General features: G+C 59.8%; 14 protein-coding genes. 9 read left to right on the top strand and 5 right to left on the bottom strand.

Features of this window, described 5'->3' with window-relative positions; all coding sequences use genetic code 11:
* The first annotated feature begins 405 nt into the window (after positions 1-405).
* The 5 genes from H0921_RS06480 to xerD all read left to right on the top strand — a co-directional run bounded on the left by H0921_RS06480 (position 406) and on the right by xerD (position 7,539).
* The gene (locus H0921_RS06480; RefSeq protein ID WP_194537245.1) at positions 406-3,381 is read left to right on the top strand and encodes a VPS10 domain-containing protein; all 2,976 of its coding nucleotides are present in this window, start codon (positions 406-408) and stop codon (positions 3,379-3,381) included.
* A gap of 168 nt (positions 3,382-3,549) precedes the next feature.
* Positions 3,550-4,605: a tyrosine-protein phosphatase gene (locus H0921_RS06475; RefSeq protein ID WP_194537244.1), complete on the top strand. Its 1,056-nt coding sequence runs from the start codon at positions 3,550-3,552 to the stop codon at positions 4,603-4,605.
* Positions 4,606-4,814: 209 nt separating this feature from the next.
* Positions 4,815-5,801, top strand: coding sequence for a glycosyltransferase family 2 protein (locus tag H0921_RS06470; protein ID WP_194537243.1), 987 nt, complete (start codon positions 4,815-4,817; stop codon positions 5,799-5,801).
* A gap of 110 nt (positions 5,802-5,911) precedes the next feature.
* Entirely contained in the window at positions 5,912-6,547 is a 636-nt protein-coding gene (rdgB, locus tag H0921_RS06465; protein WP_194537242.1) for an RdgB/HAM1 family non-canonical purine NTP pyrophosphatase, read from the top strand.
* A 35-nt stretch (positions 6,548-6,582) separates the two neighbouring features.
* The gene (gene xerD / locus H0921_RS06460; protein WP_194537241.1) at positions 6,583-7,539 is read left to right on the top strand and encodes a site-specific tyrosine recombinase XerD; all 957 of its coding nucleotides are present in this window, start codon (positions 6,583-6,585) and stop codon (positions 7,537-7,539) included.
* Between the two features lie 73 nt (positions 7,540-7,612).
* On the opposite strand, the gene H0921_RS06455 is transcribed toward xerD, so the two are convergent.
* The 3 genes from H0921_RS06455 to H0921_RS06445 form a co-directional block, all read right to left on the bottom strand.
* On the bottom strand, positions 7,613-8,563 hold the full coding sequence (locus H0921_RS06455) for a hypothetical protein (protein WP_194537240.1): 951 nt from the start codon (positions 8,561-8,563) through the stop codon (positions 7,613-7,615).
* Between the two features lie 317 nt (positions 8,564-8,880).
* Positions 8,881-9,762: an ATP phosphoribosyltransferase gene (hisG, locus tag H0921_RS06450; protein ID WP_194537239.1), complete on the bottom strand. Its 882-nt coding sequence runs from the start codon at positions 9,760-9,762 to the stop codon at positions 8,881-8,883.
* Between the two features lie 325 nt (positions 9,763-10,087).
* Entirely contained in the window at positions 10,088-11,593 is a 1,506-nt protein-coding gene (locus H0921_RS06445) for a BBP7 family outer membrane beta-barrel protein (RefSeq protein WP_194537238.1), read from the bottom strand.
* A 716-nt stretch (positions 11,594-12,309) separates the two neighbouring features.
* Here H0921_RS06445 and H0921_RS06440 point away from each other — a divergent pair.
* The 4 genes from H0921_RS06440 to H0921_RS06425 all read left to right on the top strand — a co-directional run bounded on the left by H0921_RS06440 (position 12,310) and on the right by H0921_RS06425 (position 15,936).
* The gene (locus H0921_RS06440) at positions 12,310-12,777 is read left to right on the top strand and encodes a UvrB/UvrC motif-containing protein (protein WP_194537237.1); all 468 of its coding nucleotides are present in this window, start codon (positions 12,310-12,312) and stop codon (positions 12,775-12,777) included.
* 311 nt (positions 12,778-13,088) lie between these two features.
* A complete protein-coding gene (locus tag H0921_RS06435; RefSeq protein ID WP_194537236.1) occupies positions 13,089-13,583 on the top strand; it encodes a UvrB/UvrC motif-containing protein in 495 nt (164 codons plus the stop codon).
* Positions 13,580-14,647: a protein arginine kinase gene (locus tag H0921_RS06430; protein ID WP_194537235.1), complete on the top strand. Its 1,068-nt coding sequence runs from the start codon at positions 13,580-13,582 to the stop codon at positions 14,645-14,647. Before H0921_RS06435 ends, H0921_RS06430 begins: the two co-directional genes overlap by 4 nt.
* A 266-nt stretch (positions 14,648-14,913) precedes the next feature.
* Positions 14,914-15,936 (top strand): NAD-dependent epimerase/dehydratase family protein, encoded by a 1,023-nt coding sequence (locus tag H0921_RS06425; RefSeq protein ID WP_194537234.1) that lies wholly within the window; start codon positions 14,914-14,916, stop codon positions 15,934-15,936.
* A gap of 4 nt (positions 15,937-15,940) precedes the next feature.
* Here the strand turns inward: H0921_RS06425 and H0921_RS06420 are convergent, their stop codons facing one another.
* Together H0921_RS06420 and H0921_RS06415 are read right to left on the bottom strand one after the other, a co-directional pair.
* Positions 15,941-16,951, bottom strand: coding sequence for a CoA transferase subunit A (locus H0921_RS06420; RefSeq protein WP_228499123.1), 1,011 nt, complete (start codon positions 16,949-16,951; stop codon positions 15,941-15,943).
* Between the two features lie 21 nt (positions 16,952-16,972).
* Entirely contained in the window at positions 16,973-17,416 is a 444-nt protein-coding gene (locus H0921_RS06415) for a TPR end-of-group domain-containing protein (protein ID WP_194537233.1), read from the bottom strand.
* Positions 17,417-17,625 lie beyond the last annotated feature (209 nt).

Raw genomic sequence — 17,625 nt, 5'->3', positions numbered from 1 at the left:
ATTGCGGACACTCTTGGGTTTGTGCAAAATGCCCATGACTGATGCCCTCCTATTCGATTGCAGGTGTCTCTCCAAACTAATTCCTGAAAGAGCCGCCGCCGGCAAAACCGATGTCAACGGCTCAGTTTGTGAGGGAAACATTAGAGCGCTGGCGTTTCACTTTCAAGCGGGTGGTCCGGCGGAATCTAAGGTCTGCGGAGAACGGTTTGATCGCAGTTTTGCGGGCTGTTTGGCGACGTTGGGACCCGATTCTCACGGTTTTTTCCTTCGCAGGAGCAATCGCCTCCGGTATCCTGACTGCTACAATCTGATTCTTGGTTTGGGAAGGATTCGTCTGAGGAGAAGCATCTTTCCACCGAAGGACACGGAGGAAGCGGGGACTTGGACGCGAACCGGGAGATAGCCATGCGGCATTTCCGAATGCTGTCCTGTGTCGCACTGCTGATGGGTGTGGGATGGGTTATTGATCAGAGTCGGTCGGTGGCCGATGGAGTGGAAGGGGGATCGGAGTTGCCGGTTGGGGGGTTGGAGTTGCCGATCGCCCCAGCTCCGCGTCCGGCGGCTTCAAGCTTGACAACCCAAGACCTGCAAGCACTGGCGCTGCGGTCTATTGGCCCTGCCTTGCAACCGGGCCGGATCGGAGACATCGTCATTCATCCCCGCCAACCCAGCATCTGGTATGTGGCCGTGGCTTCCGGCGGTGTCTGGAAAACGACCAACCGCGGCATCACTTGGACTCCCATCTTCGATCAGCAGGGTTCTTATTCGATTGGCTGCTTGGCGGTGGATCCCCACAATCCGGAGATCATCTGGGTAGGAACGGGGGAGAATCAGTCCCAGCGCAGTGTGGGGTTTGGCGATGGCGTGTACAAATCGACGGATGGGGGGAAAACCTGGCAGCACATGGGCTTGAAACACTCGGAACACATCGCCCGGATTCTGATCGATCCGCGGGATTCGCAGACGGTTTACGTGGCATCCCAAGGGCCGCTGTGGGCTTCAGGCGGCGAACGGGGCTTATACCGTTCCCGCGATGGCGGAAAAACCTGGTCTGCCGTTTTGACCATCAGTCCGGAAACAGGGATCACTGACGTGGTCATGGATCCGAGCAACCCGGATGTGCTCTATGCGGCTTCTTATCAGCGGAGGCGGCATGTAGGGGTGCTGGTGGGTGGCGGTCCGGAAAGTGCCATTTTCAAATCGACGGATGGCGGGCAAACGTGGCGGCGCTTGACCAAAGGATTGCCGCAAGGAGACCTAGGTCGGATCGCCTTGGCGGTGTCGCCTCAAAGGCCGAATGTGGTTTATGCTCACATTCAGACGGCCGCCAAAGAGCGCGGGGCGTTCTACCGCTCCGAAGATGGGGGAGAGACTTGGGAACGGCGCGGAGCCGCCCCCGTCCAAACCGGGGAATACTACGGAGAAATCTTCGCTGATCCCCACCGCTTCGACCGCCTCTACATTATGGATACGGTCGTTCAGATGACCGATGACGGTGGGAAAACTTTCACGCGCCTGCGCTGGCCGGTCCATGTAGATCACCATGCCCTCGCCTTTGATCCTACGGACCCGAATCACTGGCTTAGCGGCAACGACGGCGGATTGTACGAAACCTACGACGGCGGCCAGACTTGGCGGCATTTCACAAATATGCCCACGACTCAGTACTATCGCGTGGCGGTGGACGACGCCGTGCCGTTTTACAACATTTACGCTGGCTCTCAAGATAACGGCACTCATGGCGGCCCGGCACGTACGGCCCACCGGGTCGGTATCCGTAACGCCGACTGGGGAGTCTATGGCGGGGGAGATGGCATGCAACCCCGCGTGGAACCTGGTAACCCGAATATCGTTTACATCAGTTCCCAGTATGGAGCCCTGGTTCGCATTGATAAGACAACAGGGCGCTCCGTCCCGATCAAACCTCGCTTGATTTCCTCGAGGGATAAGCAGTCTCCAAAAAAGAAGGAGACATCCGATAAAAAGGAAGCGGACCCGAAGTCCGGCGGGGGAAAGGACGAGTCTGGAACAGAGGCGGATACGTTGCCGAAAGGCGCGAAAGTCGAGGAGCAGGATGAGTCCACACAACCGCCGGCTACTAAAGGGGGAGGAGATAACCTCCGCTGGGGTTGGGATGCCCCCTTGTTGATTAGCCCGCACTCGGCGACCCGCTTGTACATGGCGGCGAACCGGGTGTTCCAAAGCGACGATCGGGGGACGACCTGGAAAGTCATCAGTCCGGATCTGACCCGCCAGCTCGATCCCCTCAAAGTGCCCCTCATGGGGAAACTCTGGGGTAAGGATGCTGTCTCGCGCGATGCGTTTACCACACCTTTGAGCATCATCACAGCTTTGGACGAATCTCCTGTCCAGGCGGGATTGCTGGCCGTGGGGACCGATGACGGCTTGGTCCAAATTAGCGAGAATAACGGCCAGTCGTGGCGCAGGATTGAACATTTTCCCGGCGTCCCACCCGGCACCTACGTTTCCGATGTCTTTTTCTCCCCGCGGGAGCGTTCGACCTTATACGTCACCTTCAACAACTGGCAATATGGCGACTTCCGTCCCTATGTACTCAAAACTGTGGATTTGGGCCAAAGCTGGACGAATATCACCGGCAATCTTCCCGACCGGCATGTGGTCTGGTCGATTGTGGCCGATCGCGTGCATCCGGACCTTCTCTTTGTGGGAACAGAGTTTGGACTGTTCGTGACGCTGGATGGCGGCGAGCAGTGGCAACGGGTTCCCGGGGCGCCGCCGATTCCTTTCCGGGATTTGGCGGTCCAAGAACGCGAAGGGGACCTGGTGTGCGCCACCTTTGGGCGAGGGATTTACATTCTGGATCACTACGCGGCGCTCCGTGGCTGGACGAGCGAAGCCCGGGCGGCTGCCGCTGTGCTTTTGCCCATCCGTGATACCTGGCGGGTAACGGAGTTGCCATTTGCTCGCAGCGATGGAGGCTTTGCCGCTCCGAATCCGCCAGCGGGGGCTATCATCACCTACTATTTGCGGGAAAGTGTGCCGGAAAAAGACCGCCTGGTTGTGCGTATCCGCGATGCGCAAGGCCGACTCGTGCGTGATGTACGGGCGCGGGGGACAGCGGGACTGCACCGTCTCTCTTGGGATTTGCGTGGCCCAGGGAGTGGAAAGGGACCGATGACAGCAGCCTTGTCCCCCGCGGGTGCCTACTCAGCGCAACTTGTCCGCTTGCGAGGAAACATGGCGGAAGCCTTAACCCCTGAACAGCCTTTTCGCTTACTTTCCCCGCCCGAAGGGAGTGGGATAGCACCGTCTCCCCGCGAGAAGAAACCGGCTGAGGATGCCCAATCCACTCAGTCAGAAAAGTCGACGGTTGTTTCTGGTGTTTGCAGTTCCAAATGATGCCTTTGTTCCTCCGCATAGTCCCGCCAGGGTATGTTTCGCCGGTTGCCTTATCTTCGCGGCTTTACACGACTTGAGGGATGGGGAACGGGATTGCAGAGGGTTCAGGGATAAAACGGCCTTCCCTCAGACGGTTCTTTTTGGCATTTTCCCGCCGTGATGCGAGCCATGCGACAGAGTTCCGAACGTTGGCCAGAAGCTTTCCGCTGGTTGGCCCGTCTCTCAAGGCGCGGGGTCAGCCGGCGTCGGTGGTTTCAGCTTGCCGGGGGTTGCGTGCTGGCCGCCTTCGGATATGAGGCGGGCCGAGTGCTGATCGGTTCCAATGTGCACACCGTGATCCCTGGTCGGGTCTATCGCTCGGCCCAGTTGTCCCAGGTTCAATTGGAACGATTGATTGCTGAGAAGGGCCTGCGAACGGTGGTGAACCTGCGCGGCTGCTGCCCAGAGACGGAGTGGTATCAGGCCGATGCGCGGGCGACCTGTCGGATGGGGATCTGCCAGGAGGACCTGACTTTTTCCGCCAAGCGCTATCCGCATCCGGGTGAAGTGCAACGGCTGGTGCAAGTCCTGGATCAAGCGGCATATCCGCTGCTATTCCACTGTGCCCGCGGAGCAGATCGGACCGGCCTCGCGAGTACCCTGGCCCTTCTGCTCCTGACGGATAGCGATTTGAAAACCGCGCGCCGCCAGCTCTGGCCACGCTATGGCCACTTTGCGGTGGGGCGGACAGCCGTCCTGGATCGCTTCTTCGACTACTACCAGAACTGGCTGGCCGAACGGGAGTGGGAGCATAGTCCCTCCCGCTTGCGGGAATGGATCGCTGGACATTATTGCCCCGGTCCGTTTCGTGCAGAGATCCGCTTGCTCCATCCCCAGCCTCTGCGTTGGCCGGCTGGGCGAGGTCAGGTGATGGCGGTCCGGGTGATCAATCGAGCTATCGAGCCGTGGCAGTTTGTCCCCGGTGGCAGTGGCGGAGTGCAGTTGCGGTATTCTCTTTTCGCCCATGGCAGCGGGCAGTTGGTATTCCGGGATCATGCGGGGCGTTTCCGCCGCCGAGTCGAACCAGGCCAGGAATTGATCCTCCATTTGGGATTTCCCCCCTTGCCTCCCGGACGCTACCTCTTCCACGCTGATCTGCTGGATATGCAGCCGATTGACCTGCTCGACAGCGATTTCGCCCAATACGGCTCGGAGCCTTTACAAACCACGCTGACTGTGACGTGAATGTCTTCAGCCGCACGGACTGTCACATAAACGATGGCAAGGTGTTTGTGACGCCGATGGTCCGGAAAGGAGGAAGCTGCTGGAAGGGGGTAAGATTGGCCACCTGCTTGGGATTGGCCAACCGCTTGAGTCCTACGGCTTCTGCAAGCCGGTAGCAACTCGGCCTGGCTCCGATTAGGCCTCCAGGGAAGAAATCTGCGGAGGAAACCATGGGATTGCTGTCTATCGTCGTGCCGTTGAAGGACGAACAGCCGAATGTGCGCCCGCTATACGAGCGGGTCCGTGAAGCTCTGGCCGGAATCGGGCCTTGGGAACTTGTGCTGGTGGATGATGGCAGCCAAGACGGGACGTTCGCCGAATTGGAGCGTTTGGCGGTCCAGGATGAGCGGGTGAAAGTGGTGCGTTTGCGGCGGAATTTCGGCCAGAGTGCAGCGATGCAGGCGGGATTAGATGCCGCGGAAGGCGACATTCTGGTGACGATGGATGGAGATTTGCAGAATGATCCCGCGGATATACCCCGCATGATGGGTCTTTTAGGTCAGGGGTACGATGTGGTGCTGGGCCAACGGTTGCATCGACACGACGGTTTGCTTCTGCGGAAGGTGCCGAGTTGGATTGCCAACTGGCTAATTCGGCGTGTCCTAGGGGTGCCGTTTCGCGACTTCGGTTGCACTTTGCGGATCATGCGGCGCGAGGTAGTGAAGGGCATCACTCTGTATGGGGAGATGCACCGTTTTCTCACCGCCTTGCTGGTATTGCAAGGGGCGAAGGTGGCGCAAATCCCTGTGCAGCATCATCCCCGTCGGGCTGGCCGTTCCAAATACACCCTCTCGCGCACCTTGCGGGTACTCCTGGACTTGCTCACTGTCAAGTTTCAAGGAAGTTACCAGACTCGCCCGATGCACCTGTTCGGGACTCTGGGTCTGATCTGTCTACTCTTGGGTGCGGTGGGTGTGATGGCGGCGGCGGTCATGAAGTATACGACCGGACCGGGGATGACCGCTAACCCTCTTTTTCTGCTGGGAGCCGTCACCGGCCTCATCGGCATACAATTTCTGTCCCTGGGACTAATGGGCGAGGTTCTCACGCGGGTGTACTTTGAAAGCCAGGGGAAACGTCCCTACATTGTCCGCGAGTGCCGCAATCTCCGTTCTTGCTCCCAAAGGAACCACGACCCGCAACGCCAGGCTGCTTGAAGGGGAAACATGGGTTGGGGAAAGGTTTACTCCGCTGGGCGCCCAGGGATAGTTGGGCAGTGATTGCCGGTTTCCGGCTGCGAGCGGTGCCATCCCGGTGAGATTGCGCCATGACTTCATCCGTTTCGCCTCCGCGTTTGGTTCTGGCAAGTCGCAATCCCAAGAAGTTACGGGAAATGGCGGAGCTACTGGCAGATGTGCCTGTGGAAATCGTGGATCTGTCCGCATATCCGCAGGCTCCGCGCGTCGAGGAAACCGCGGGGACTTTTGCTGGCAATGCCACGCTCAAAGCGGTTCAGACGGCCTTGGCGATTGGGGAATGGTGTCTCGGTGAGGACAGCGGGCTGGTGGTTCCGGCCTTGGGCGGCGCCCCGGGGGTGGATTCCGCGCTTTACGCAGGTGTGCATGGGGATGATGCCGCGAACAACGCCAAACTGCTTCGGGAAATGCAAGGTTTGCAGGGAGCGCAACGGGACGCCTATTACATCTGCGTTGCGGTGTTGGCTGACCCCACAGGAAAGGTAATCGCGCAGGTGGAAGGCCGTTGTTATGGCCGAATTGCAGAACAGGAACGAGGCCGAGGCGGCTTCGGCTATGATCCCCTTTTTCTGGTGCCGCCTTACGATCGGACGTTCGGCGAGTTGCCCCCGGAAGTCAAGCAGCGTCTCAGCCATCGGGCGGCAGCTTTTGCCCAATTGCGGCCGGTCTTGCGGGAATTGTTCGCCGCTTCAGCTCAGAAACCTTGATCATTCTCCTGATAGGAATGAGCGGGGACGCAGGGATGTCGGTGACCGAGCTACGCTCTGACCTTCTGGCCTTCCGGCATTATTTGCAAGCGGAGCGCGGCATGGCGGCCAACACGGTGGCGGCTTACACCCGCGATCTGGAGCGCTTTGCACGCTGGTACAGCGAATTTGGGCAAATGGATTACACCGCGCCCACTTTGGCGGATTTGAGCCGGTATGTGGCTTTTCTCCACGAGGAATCGCTCGCACCGCCCAGCGTGGCACGCCATCTGGCCGCGTTGCGGATGTTCTACCGTTTTCTGCGTCTGGAAGAGCGAGCGAGTGCCGCTGCCATAGAACTGCTCGGTTCGCCGAAACTGTGGGAGCGCATCCCGCAAGTGTTGTCGCCGGAGCAAGTCGAGTTGCTCCTGGCGGCGCCCCAACCCCAGGATCGCTTCTATTACCGGGATCGCGCCCTGCTGGAGACGCTCTACGCCACCGGTTGCCGGGCCTCGGAGGTGGTCGCTTTACGAGCGGAAGACGTGTTCCTGGATGCCAGTTTTTGCCGCTGTCGGGGCAAGGGGAATAAGGAACGGGTGGTCCCCTTGGGCCGCGCCGCGGTCAGCGCCTTGAGAGATTATCTGGCCTGGCGCGCGAGCCAACCGCGGCTGGCGAACAGCGCCTTTGTGTTCGTGACACGCAGCGGCCGGCGTCTGAGCCGAATCGATCTGTGGACCATTGTGAAAAAATACTGCCAGCGCGCCGGCTTGCCGCGCAAGGTAAGTCCCCACACCCTGCGTCATAGCTTCGCAACCCATCTGTTGGCAGGGGGGGCGGACTTGCGCGCCGTTCAAGAAATGCTCGGCCACGCCTCGATCCGCACCACGCAGCATTACACGCAGGTGGATCGCAAGCGCCTCCGGGAATTGCACCGCCGCTTTCATCCTCGTGGCGGTTCAGCGGGCCTTCCCTCAACTCCTCCGGATCCGGATGCCGGACAGGAGGAGAAGTGATTCCTCTCCTCTCAAGGCGGCTCCCTTCGTCTCTCCGTTCATTATGCGAAGAAAAGGCAGGTAAAACTGCGGATCACGATTCCGGTGTGTAGCGAAATGAGTCGAGGAAATGACGGACGGCGGTACTGTCATAAACCAGGTGGGGAGCAGCTATTCCCAGGTAATAAACGCGCGGGGCGGGTCCTTGGGAAACGACCACGACCCGTCCCAATCCGCGCACATTGTCGGCCTCCCACTTGATCTCCACGATGAGCGGGTCGGTGAACTGGACCGTGGCGGTCCGGCCATTTCCTCCGAAGCGGCGTTGCCACTGTTCGAGTTCGATTTGGATGAGTCCATCCAGTTTGTGGCGGGCATCCGGCGAGCGGGCGGCTTCGACCTGCTGCTCTGTCAGCTCCTGCCAGCCGATCCAGGCGTATGCCCCGGAATACCAGCCCCGCGACCAGTAGCGTCGCACGCCGTGGGAATCGGTTTCTTCCCACGGTGTGCTGAGCAGGTCGATCTGCACCTGTCCATCGGGTGAGATGAAAGGGCGCCACTCAGCGGATATGCCATAACCTTGCCGGAAGCGGAGGACAATCAGCGTCATCGAAGCGATCAGGAACACCGCCAACAGTGCGGCGGTGACCTGCCAGCGCGAGTTCGTCGCAGAAGTAGCGGCGACATTGGGCGGCGGTGCCGAGGTGGAAGTGCCTCCTCGTTCAGCAGCTGCTTCTTTTGAGGGTTGAGACGGAGAGGGCGAAGAAGGGGATTCCTGCCGGGGAGTCGTAGAGGCGGCAGGCGGCCCAGGGGATTCCTTCGCGGGTGCCGGTCCCTCGATGGAGAGCAAGGAAGGAGCGGATGAAGTCGGAACGGAAGCTGAAGATATTCCAGAGGCGGGAATGTTAGCCGCGGCGATCGGCAGGGCAGGGGTTGTCGCTTGGCACCAGGGACAGACCACCGTCTGCCCTAGCTTATCTTGTTGGGCTTGAAACGGACGGCCGCATACCAAGCAGGCGACCGGCACAAAGCGCGCCGCTTCCATAATCCCTCACGATGACATCACGTTACCGGGGCGGTTCCTTCTCGCAACCCGTGATGTACAGATTCCTGAGTGGTTTGGGGAGACACCCTTGGGATGTCGAGGGTTGATCCTGTGAGTGTCTTAGCCATTTCTCCCACATGCTGACATGGGTGCTGTAGCATCGGGTGTATGCGCCGCGAGTGTGTATGCCCCGCTGGGATATTGCATTGCGCCACTGGGATATTGGATTGTGCATCCGGGGAGAGGCCGAGTGCCGCGCCCGTCGTCCGTAGCACTTGGGCAGGATGTGGCGTTCGGATGGAGTTCCCCCGCCCGCCTTACATGATGATCTTGTTAATGGGATATTCCACGATTCCGCACGCCCCTGCGGCTTTGAGGCGGGGAATCAGGTGGCGGACGACGTCTTCATCGATAATGGTCATAACGTCCACCCATTCTGGGTCGGACAGCGCCGAAATGGTGGGTTTCTGCAAGGCGGGGAGTACCTGAAGGACTTTCTCGACATCCACTTTGCGGACGTTCATCATCAGGCCCACCTTGCCCTCAGCGGCCATCGCGCCGCGGAGCATGAGCACCAAGTCGTCCATTTTCTGGCGTTTCCAGGGGTCCGCCGCAGCCGCCGGGTGGGCGATGAAGCGGGTGGTGCTGGTCAGGATTTCGGCGACCACGCGGAGATTGTTCGCTCGCAAGCTGTTCCCAGTTTCGGTGGCTTCGACGATTGCATCGGCTAAGCGCGGCGGTTTGACTTCGGTCGCTCCCCAACTGAACTCCACCTGCGCCGTAATGCCCCGCTGAGCTAGCCAGCGCTGGGTGATGTTGACCACCTCCGTGGCGATCCGCTTGCCTTGCAGATCCTGTTCGGTGTGAATCGGCGAATCCTGCGGTACGGCGAGCACCCAGCGGACCGGCCGGCGGCTTACCTTGCTGAACACCAGCTCCGCTAACTCCACCACGTCGTCCTGAGCGTCGTTCTCGACGATCCAGTCGTAACCCGTCAGGCCGCAGTCCAGCGATCCATCCCGCACGTATCGGGCCATTTCCTGAGCGCGGATCAGAGTGCAGTGAATTTCTGGATCGTCGATGCTCGGGTAATAACTCCGGCTGGTGAACGACAATTTGTATCCGGCGCGGCGAAACAACTCAGCCGTCGCTTCCTGGAGAGATCCCGCGGGCAAACCTAACCTCAACACCTGCGTCATTCTGGCTCCTGTTCAACCCGGTCAGTTGGTTCCGAGCCGGGGGTGTTGGACCTCCGGCAGTGTTTGTTCAACGAATCCACGGCGATGCTGTCCAGCAGCGGTGGGGGGATGCCGTCCAGCTCCGTTGCAGGCCTTCCCCCAAGTGCGGAATACTTCCCGTTGACGCCTCGTGGCCCTCCAACTTCTCTTGCGAGTGGCCGGGATGAACCGAGGAGCGGCGTCAAGATGTTGGGGTATCAAAAAAACACCGGCACGGGTTCACCATGCCGAGGTCGAGAGAGTGGCTTTCCCGATGGGACCAGGGGGAGTGATCGTGGTACGCCTGCTAGTAGCGGATTTGCATGCCGAAGTTGACGCCGTGAATCCACAGCTCGTCTTGAATGAAGAGGGGGCCACGGGGTGCCGGCGGACGCCCTGTTAGGCCATAGTTCGGATGGAAGGGCACCGTCGAGGAGTCCACCACGGGGCTGATTTGCAACCCCGGACGGGCGACGCGATTGATCCACATGAAGTTGTAACCGGCAAACAGCAGGATCGAACGCGTGACGTGGATGCCCAGGTTGGCGGTCAATTCCGGAATCACGGCGAACTCGTCGTTGTTATAGCGGCCGATGTTCGAGGCATTGGCCAGCAACCCGCCGAAGCTGCCTCCCGTCTGACTCGTGGCGAAGTTGGCGAATGCCGTGTGACCGTAGATGTCCAGAACTTGGTGCATGTTACCAATGCCGACCTTGCCGATGGTCATCAGGTCCCACATGCCATAACGCAACTCGTAGCGTAAGCCGAAGACGCCTCCGTTGAACCGATTCGTGACGCTGATCCGGTCCAGCACCTGGACAGTCGCCGGGAAGCCGACGCTGGTTCCCCCGACCGGGACAGGAATCGGGATGATCTGAATGCCGCGGAAAATCGGGTTGCCGAACGGGTCGAAGTCGAAGATGGGCAAAAAGATCGCGTTGTTCAGAGCGGTGAAGCTATCGATAATCAACCGCTCCCGGTTTTGCAGGAATTTGTAACCAGCGATGAGATCGAGGCTGTGCCAGACTTTGTCCGTGGGTAAGGAGCGGTACAAGTTCCAGAGTCCGGCGGCCTCGATGCCCCACGTTTGCGTGCTGGTGGACACCTTGGTACCGCCCACGCCGAAGGCCAAATTCGCAGTAATCAGGCTGCTGGCCCCATCTTGGGTGTCAATGAAGGGGCGGGCAAGGAGAGGAATACCCACGGAAGTCGGTCCCGGTTGGGATGTAGAGAACTGGCGGTTGACGCCTTTTTCTTCAGTGTAGAAGGCGTTGATCCACGGCCCGAAGCGCCGGTCGGCATCGCCGTAAAAGCCGGAGTTGAAGCGGAAACCGCTGATGCCGTTGTACGAAATATCCTGTCCGGGAACTAATTCGATCGTGGTGGGATTGCCAAGGATTCCTCCTTGGTTAGGGGCGCTAGTAGTGACCAGCGGAAAGCGGATGGGCTGGCCCCGTGTGAACCAGAGCAGATATTCGCCGCTGAACCACCAGCGGGGCGCTTCCCCGTAGCCGGTCGTTGCGTCGGCAGGCAGATCAAAGCGCGGAGCACCATAAGGACCCGGCGGCGGATAAGTCAGCGGCGCAGCCATCGGACCGGTTCCCGGCTCAGCCAGAGGTTCGGCTGGCATCATCCCCGGCAGGGGGGGCGGAATCACGGGTCCACTTCCGCTGGTCGGCACCACTGAGGGTCCTGGCCACACCATCGCGGGCGTGACTCCGCCTGCTGGCGCCGGTCCGGGGGGCGCCTGACCGAAGGCCGCACCTGCGCCCACCGCCATTGCTGCTATCGACCCCAATACACCTTTGCGCATGGTACGCTCCTGCTCCCTGCTACGGAACGACTATCGTCTCTGGTCGACGGAGACTTCCCCTACCGGCGACCTCACCCAGCGCTCGCGGCCTGTCCTCGCCGCGGATCGACCTCCCCCCGAGAAGCCGCCTGCGCCGGACAATCCCTATCGTCCTCCTGATCCCAACCATCGGCACATTCCCGCTGCGGCCTTGAGGAGTTTTCCGATAACGCGAGTCCTGCCACCGGCGACGAAACTGATAAAGCTGCCGAACAGTCCCATTTGTCATCGGGGCATTTTTACCAACCTGCTGCGGCAGGGCGCCGCCCCTCACGTTTTCGAGTCCCGCCCTCCCCGGCATATCTTCCCATCCTGCTGTTTTCACCTCTCCTTATCCAAGGAGAGTTGCTTCCCGCACCTCCTTGGCCAGGCGTAGAGGGGATGCCATCCTGCTCGCTCCTGGAATTTGCCCAAATGGCAGGGGCTGGCGACCGGTAAGTCAAGCGAGGTTGGCTCGGGTGCCTCCTTGGGGCACGAAGCAAACGCTCTTGGGAACGTCCCTAAATCTTGCTACAATTGTGCTGAACTCAGCTTCTAGCGATTAGATAAAGGGGGACTGAGAGGTCACACGTCCGGGGTTGACAATTGTGAGCCTGGATCGAGTGGAGATTGACCTGGTATCCGGATAGTCACAATTTTCCCTCTTTATTTCGCCGGGATGGGAGCGAGGTGCGGCCATGTTCAAATGCCAGCGCTGTGTCAACAAGGCTGTGATTCACGTTACAGAGATTCTCGGTCCTGGTCAGATCGAGGATATCCACCTGTGCGAGAATTGTTACAAGAATCTGCTCATGTCGCAACTTCAGGAGCAGGCTCCAAGCCAAGCCTCAGCGGAACAGCCATCGGCCCACAGCAAGACCTGTCCGGCCTGTGGACTATCCTTCCAAGTGTTCCGCAACTTGGGGCGTTTTGGGTGTGCCCAAGATTATGAGGTGTTCGAGGAGGAAATTACCCCGCTGCTGGAAAGCCTGCATGGTCAGGTTCGTCATGTGGGCAAGTCTCCTCGCCGTGCCCCGTTGTCGGCGAGTCAGCGGGCGGAGTTGACGCAGTTGCAGCAACAATTGCAAAAGCTCATTCGGGAAGAACGTTACGAGGAGGCTGCCCGTGTGCGCGATCGCATCCGGCAACTCGAAGGAGGAAGCTAGCGGGGACCGCTGCACGGGGAAAACCCTCAGATTGCGCCGGGGATCCAGAGACTTGGAAGAGGGGAGCGCCTCGATGGCAAAGGACGAGAACGCACCGTCTTTCACGAAACGATGCCGGGTGGTGCGCAATCCTGTTCCCTCTCTCCGGCAAAGGAGAGTAGGACGGGCAGCGGGGCAGCGGAGGTTCGATCCCATGGGCTGACTCACGGGGAGAAAACGAGCAGCATACAATAATAGTGCCGATGGTCCCAACGCGCAGGGAAGCGGCCGCGGTTGGTCCGAGAGCCTCCGCGGCAGGTGGGGAACAAGCGATGAAATGCATGTTTTGTGACAATCCCGCGACGATCCATCTGACGGACATCATCCAGCGGCAGAAGCGGGAGATGCACCTGTGTGAGCGGTGCGCTCGGGAACGGAAGCTCCTCCCCGCACCGTTGGGCGCCCCCCTGAACCTTAAGGCTCTGCTGCAACTCCTTCTCCAGGCTCTGCGCTCCTTCGAGAGCCAGGAGGTGCGGAGTTGCCCCCATTGCGGACTGACCTACGCCGGTTTGAAAGCTGAGGGACGTATGGGCTGTGCCTCGGACTATGCTGTGTTCCATGATATGCTGGAACCGCTCCTGGAGCGCATTCACCGATCCACCGAGCACACCGGCAAACGACCGCGCGCGGCCCAGCTTCGAGCGGAAATCGAGCAATTGCGCCAGCGCTTGCAAGAAGCGGTCGCTACCGAAGATTATGAACAAGCTGCCCAGCTCCGCGACCGCATTCGTCAGATGGAACATGAAGTTGAAGGAACCCGCCGATGAGCCTCGACGCCCTCCTACCCAACCTCGGCGAATGGCTACGCGGCACCGGACCGGAGTCGGATATCATCCTGTCCACCCGCATCCGGCTGGCCCGTAATCTGGCCGATATTCCCTTCACCAGTCGGGCCGAAGCCCCGCAAAAAGCGGCGGTCTTGCGCCGCGTCCGCGATGCCCTGGCCAAAGCCAACCTCCCCTACACCCTCCAGTACCATGATCTGGCGGCACTGTCTCCCTTGGATCGCCAGTTTCTGGTCGAACGGCAACTGATAAGCCCGGAGTTGGCCGCCCATCAGGGACCTTGCGGAGTAGCCTTCGATCCGCGCGAGTCGGTCAGCATCATGATCAACGAGGAGGATCACCTGCGCCTGCAAGTCCTCCGCAGCGGTTTCGCCCTGGAAGACGCCTGGCAGGACATCAATCAACTGGATGACGCTTTGGAAGCCCACCTGCCGTATGCCTTCCATCCTCAGTTTGGTTATCTCACCGCCTGCCCCACCAACGTGGGCACGGGCTTGCGAGCCAGCGTCATGCTGCATCTACCGGCTCTAAGTTTGACCCGGCAGCTCGAACGGACTCTGCGGGCCATTCAGAAAATCCAGTTGACCGTGCGCGGGTTGCATGGCGAACGCAGTCATGCCCTGGGCGACCTTTATCAAATCTCCAATCAGGTGACTCTGGGCAAGCCAGAATCTCGCATCCTCCAGGAGTTGCGTGAGGTCATCCAGATCATCCTCGCCGGTGAACGGCAAGCTCGGCAGCTTTTGCTCCAGGAACAACGACACGTCGAACAGAACCGTGTGGCCCGTGCCTTGGGGACCCTGGGCAGTGCTACCCTCATCACTGCGGAAGAGACGATGGAACTCCTGTCCGTGGTCCGCCTTGGTATCCACTTGAAATTGATCGACAACATTCCCACGACTGTCGTCAATCAACTGTTCATCCAGTGCCAAGCGGCCCATTTGCAGAAAATCGTCGGGCATACTCTCGATGGCGAAGAGCGCAATGTGGCGCGCGCCCGCTTCCTCAAGGACCGCTTGCGTCAATTAGGCCCTCAGCCTTCGTGAAACTGCGGAGGCAACGCCACCTCTCCTGAGGTATAAGAGGGGCAGAGCCGGCCTGCGTGGCGGCGGCTCCATTCTGTGAAATGAACATCAAGATTCCCAGATTGCGGGTCCACGTCATCGGACCGGATCGAATGATTATTTGGCGGGGTGGTTCATTGGCTCGGTCGTCGTAGGGCGGAGAATCTTTTGCTGATGCTTGCATTTTCCTGGTGCTGTTGTACATCCCACAGCAAGGTGATCGAGTTCCAGAGAGGGGCGGTGCCAGCATGGCGCGTTATGCATGTGTGTTGATCACAGGAGCGGCTGGGGAAATCGGCCAGGCTTTAATCCGCCGCCTGGGTGGACCCGATGCCGAACGGCCTCTGGTGACCTTGGATGTCCACCCCCTGCCCGCCGAACTGCTGCCTTGGGTGCGCCAGCATGTGATCGGCTCGATCCTGGATACCCAGTTGCTGGATCGCCTGGTGGCCGAGTACGAGGTGGACCGGGTCTATCACCTGGCGGCTTTGCTGTCCACGCGCAGTGAGTTTAGCCCAGCCTTGGCCCATCGGGTTAACGTGGAAGGAACACTCAATCTGTTAGAGTTTGCTCAGAAACAGGGGGAATCTCACGGGCGGCCGGTGGTGTTCTTCTATCCTTCCAGCATCGCGGCTTATGGCCTGCCGGATTTGGAGATGAAGCAACGAGCAGGGCCGGTCCGGGAGGAAGAATTCAATTTTCCGACCACGATGTATGGGGCCAACAAGTTGTACTGCGAACATCTCGGCCGATATTACGCTCGCCATTATAAGCAACTGTCAGCGGAACCCCTGGCCGGACGGATCGACTTCCGCTGCTTGCGCTTTCCAGGTTTGATTTCTGCGGAGACGATTCCCAGTGGGGGGACCAGCGATTACGCACCGGAGATGATTCATGCCGCCGCTGCTGGCCGACTTTACTACTGTTTCGTGCGGCCAGATACGCGGATTCCCTTCATGGCGATGCCAGACGCGGTGGAAGCGATTGTCCGCCTGATGGCCGTGCCCCGCCAAGCTCTGACTCGCCTGGTTTATAATGTGCGGGCCTTTGCCCCTTCCGCCGGTGAGATTGCCCAAATGGTCCGGGAAGCTTTCCCTGCGGCTCGGATTGTCACTCAAGTCGATGAGAAGCGCCAGCGGATTGTGGATTCTTGGCCAGCGGATGTCGATGATAGTGCCGCCCGGCGAGACTGGGGACACGCCCCCCGCTATGACTTCATCTCAGCTTTTCGCGATTACTTGATTCCTACCATTCGAGGCCGGTACGCCTGAGAGATCATCGCGTTGCCGCAGGTAGATCTGCTCGGGACAAATGAAACTCACGCCGCCGCAGAGCTTGTAGGCGCCGCAAACCTCCGCAGCGTTCCAGATACTCGGTAAAGTCGCGGGTGCCGTAGATGTGATCCTCGAGAAATTGCCGGAAGGCCTCGACATCCCGCTCCACCTCCAACCAGAGTTTGAGATGCTCTTCGTCGGAGAAATACTCTTCCGGCATGTTTCCCGGATAACTGCCGAAGGGGACTTCGCAGACAGCATCGACACAAAAGAAAGGGATGGTGGTCAGATGAGGGTGGCGGCGGATTTCGTCATCAGGAATGAGCCGCTCGCAGGTGATGATGAGTCGGCGGGCTGCACGGGCCAAGTCCCAATCTGCCACGGAGGGACCCCGGAGGCGGCAGTTGCCGAAGCGGTCGGCCTCATGGACGTGAATGGCTGCGACATCGGGGTACAAAGCAGGAACAGCCACCAGGGTTTCCCCGGTGAAAGGACAGGTGATGATTCGGGCCGCCGAGTGGGTCAGCGTATCGGTGCCTAACAGGCTGTGCGTGGGTAGGAAGGGGACACCCATCGCCGCCGCGGTGTAACGCAAGGCCAGAGTGTAGTTGGACCATTCCACCACTTCGACGGTGCCGGATTCCATGACGCGCCGGGCATGGGGAGACAAGCCGCGCGCCTCCAGCCCCACAATGTAGGCGGCATCCACGCGGCGGAGTGTCTGCCCGCGGCCCATCAAATTCCCGGCACAAAGGATCTGAAAATCATGAGTGGTGGTGTGTCCCGCGAACGACAGATTCTGCTTCCCTTGGCGGAGAATCTCATGGCAGACCGCTGTAGGGATACGGTTGGTGCCGAACCCGCCGGTAGCCAAGTAGTCGCCGTCTCGAACAAAGCGGCGGACCGCCTCCGCCACGCTCATCACCTTATCGACCAAGCCGCGGGGCTTTTGAGCAAACTGCTCCCGTGCCGCAAAGCTCGATGGCGAGGCAAATAACGGCATCTCGGCCATCTGTTCACCCCGCTGCTCTTATTAGCCCTGAGAACGGAACTCCCGGATCAACTGCCGAAATCGAGGGTCTCGCCGCAGATGGTCCCAATCGCGATCCTGTTCCAAGTACTGGAAGTCTCGATAACCGAGTTCCAAGGCTCGCCGAAGTGTTCGCAAAGCCTGCTCTGTCTGCCGCAATAGCGCATATCGGCAGGCGAGGTTGTAATGAATGCGGGGATCGCGCGGCCGTAATTCCGCCAAGCGCAGGTCGACGGCTAAGCCATCCTGTTGCCGGTTCCGAATCCGGTAATTTTCCGATTGGACCTGGAGGACTTCCACGAAATCTGGCAGTGCCTTCAGCAGGCGTTCGTAAAACTCGATCTCGAAATCGATCGGGTCCTGTTGCGCTAAAGCCTCCAGGCGACCTGAGGTGGAAGAGCCGGAACCGCTGCCCGATGACATGTTCCGCCGATTGGGTGGGGGCACAGCTCGACCCTCGTTACAGCCTTCCAAACTCCCCACGGAATACTCCCCTTATCGGGATTATAACTCACGGTGTCTCCTACTCCAAGTGACACAGGGGGCCAGCGATGGCCGTCCGGAAGCAGGATACCCCGCAATCTCCGCCTGATTCGGTTATCCCCTTCCAAAGTTGCCGTCGGCTGCCATGCCGCATTTTCCCTCCAGTATTTGCC

Origin of the sequence: Thermogemmata fonticola, assembly GCF_013694095.1 — a bacterium.
Taxonomy (GTDB): domain Bacteria; phylum Planctomycetota; class Planctomycetia; order Gemmatales; family Gemmataceae; genus Thermogemmata; species Thermogemmata fonticola.
The sequence above is the reverse complement of the archived record's forward strand: the minus strand, read 5'-3'. Positions and strand labels throughout refer to the sequence as shown.

Coding starts and splice junctions, on each gene's coding strand:
- H0921_RS06440 (WP_194537237.1), top strand. CDS start 12,310: ATGTTCAAATGCCAGCGCTGTGTCAACAAGGCTGTGATTCACGTTACA.
- H0921_RS06480 (WP_194537245.1), top strand. CDS start 406: ATGCGGCATTTCCGAATGCTGTCCTGTGTCGCACTGCTGATGGGTGTG.
- H0921_RS06425 (WP_194537234.1), top strand. CDS start 14,914: ATGGCGCGTTATGCATGTGTGTTGATCACAGGAGCGGCTGGGGAAATC.
- H0921_RS06455 (WP_194537240.1), bottom strand. CDS start 8,563: ATGGAAGCGGCGCGCTTTGTGCCGGTCGCCTGCTTGGTATGCGGCCGT.
- H0921_RS06475 (WP_194537244.1), top strand. CDS start 3,550: ATGCGACAGAGTTCCGAACGTTGGCCAGAAGCTTTCCGCTGGTTGGCC.
- H0921_RS06435 (WP_194537236.1), top strand. CDS start 13,089: ATGAAATGCATGTTTTGTGACAATCCCGCGACGATCCATCTGACGGAC.
- H0921_RS06470 (WP_194537243.1), top strand. CDS start 4,815: ATGGGATTGCTGTCTATCGTCGTGCCGTTGAAGGACGAACAGCCGAAT.
- H0921_RS06420 (WP_228499123.1), bottom strand. CDS start 16,951: ATGGCCGAGATGCCGTTATTTGCCTCGCCATCGAGCTTTGCGGCACGG.
- hisG (WP_194537239.1), bottom strand. CDS start 9,762: ATGACGCAGGTGTTGAGGTTAGGTTTGCCCGCGGGATCTCTCCAGGAA.
- rdgB (WP_194537242.1), top strand. CDS start 5,912: ATGACTTCATCCGTTTCGCCTCCGCGTTTGGTTCTGGCAAGTCGCAAT.
- H0921_RS06430 (WP_194537235.1), top strand. CDS start 13,580: ATGAGCCTCGACGCCCTCCTACCCAACCTCGGCGAATGGCTACGCGGC.
- xerD (WP_194537241.1), top strand. CDS start 6,583: ATGTCGGTGACCGAGCTACGCTCTGACCTTCTGGCCTTCCGGCATTAT.
- H0921_RS06445 (WP_194537238.1), bottom strand. CDS start 11,593: ATGCGCAAAGGTGTATTGGGGTCGATAGCAGCAATGGCGGTGGGCGCA.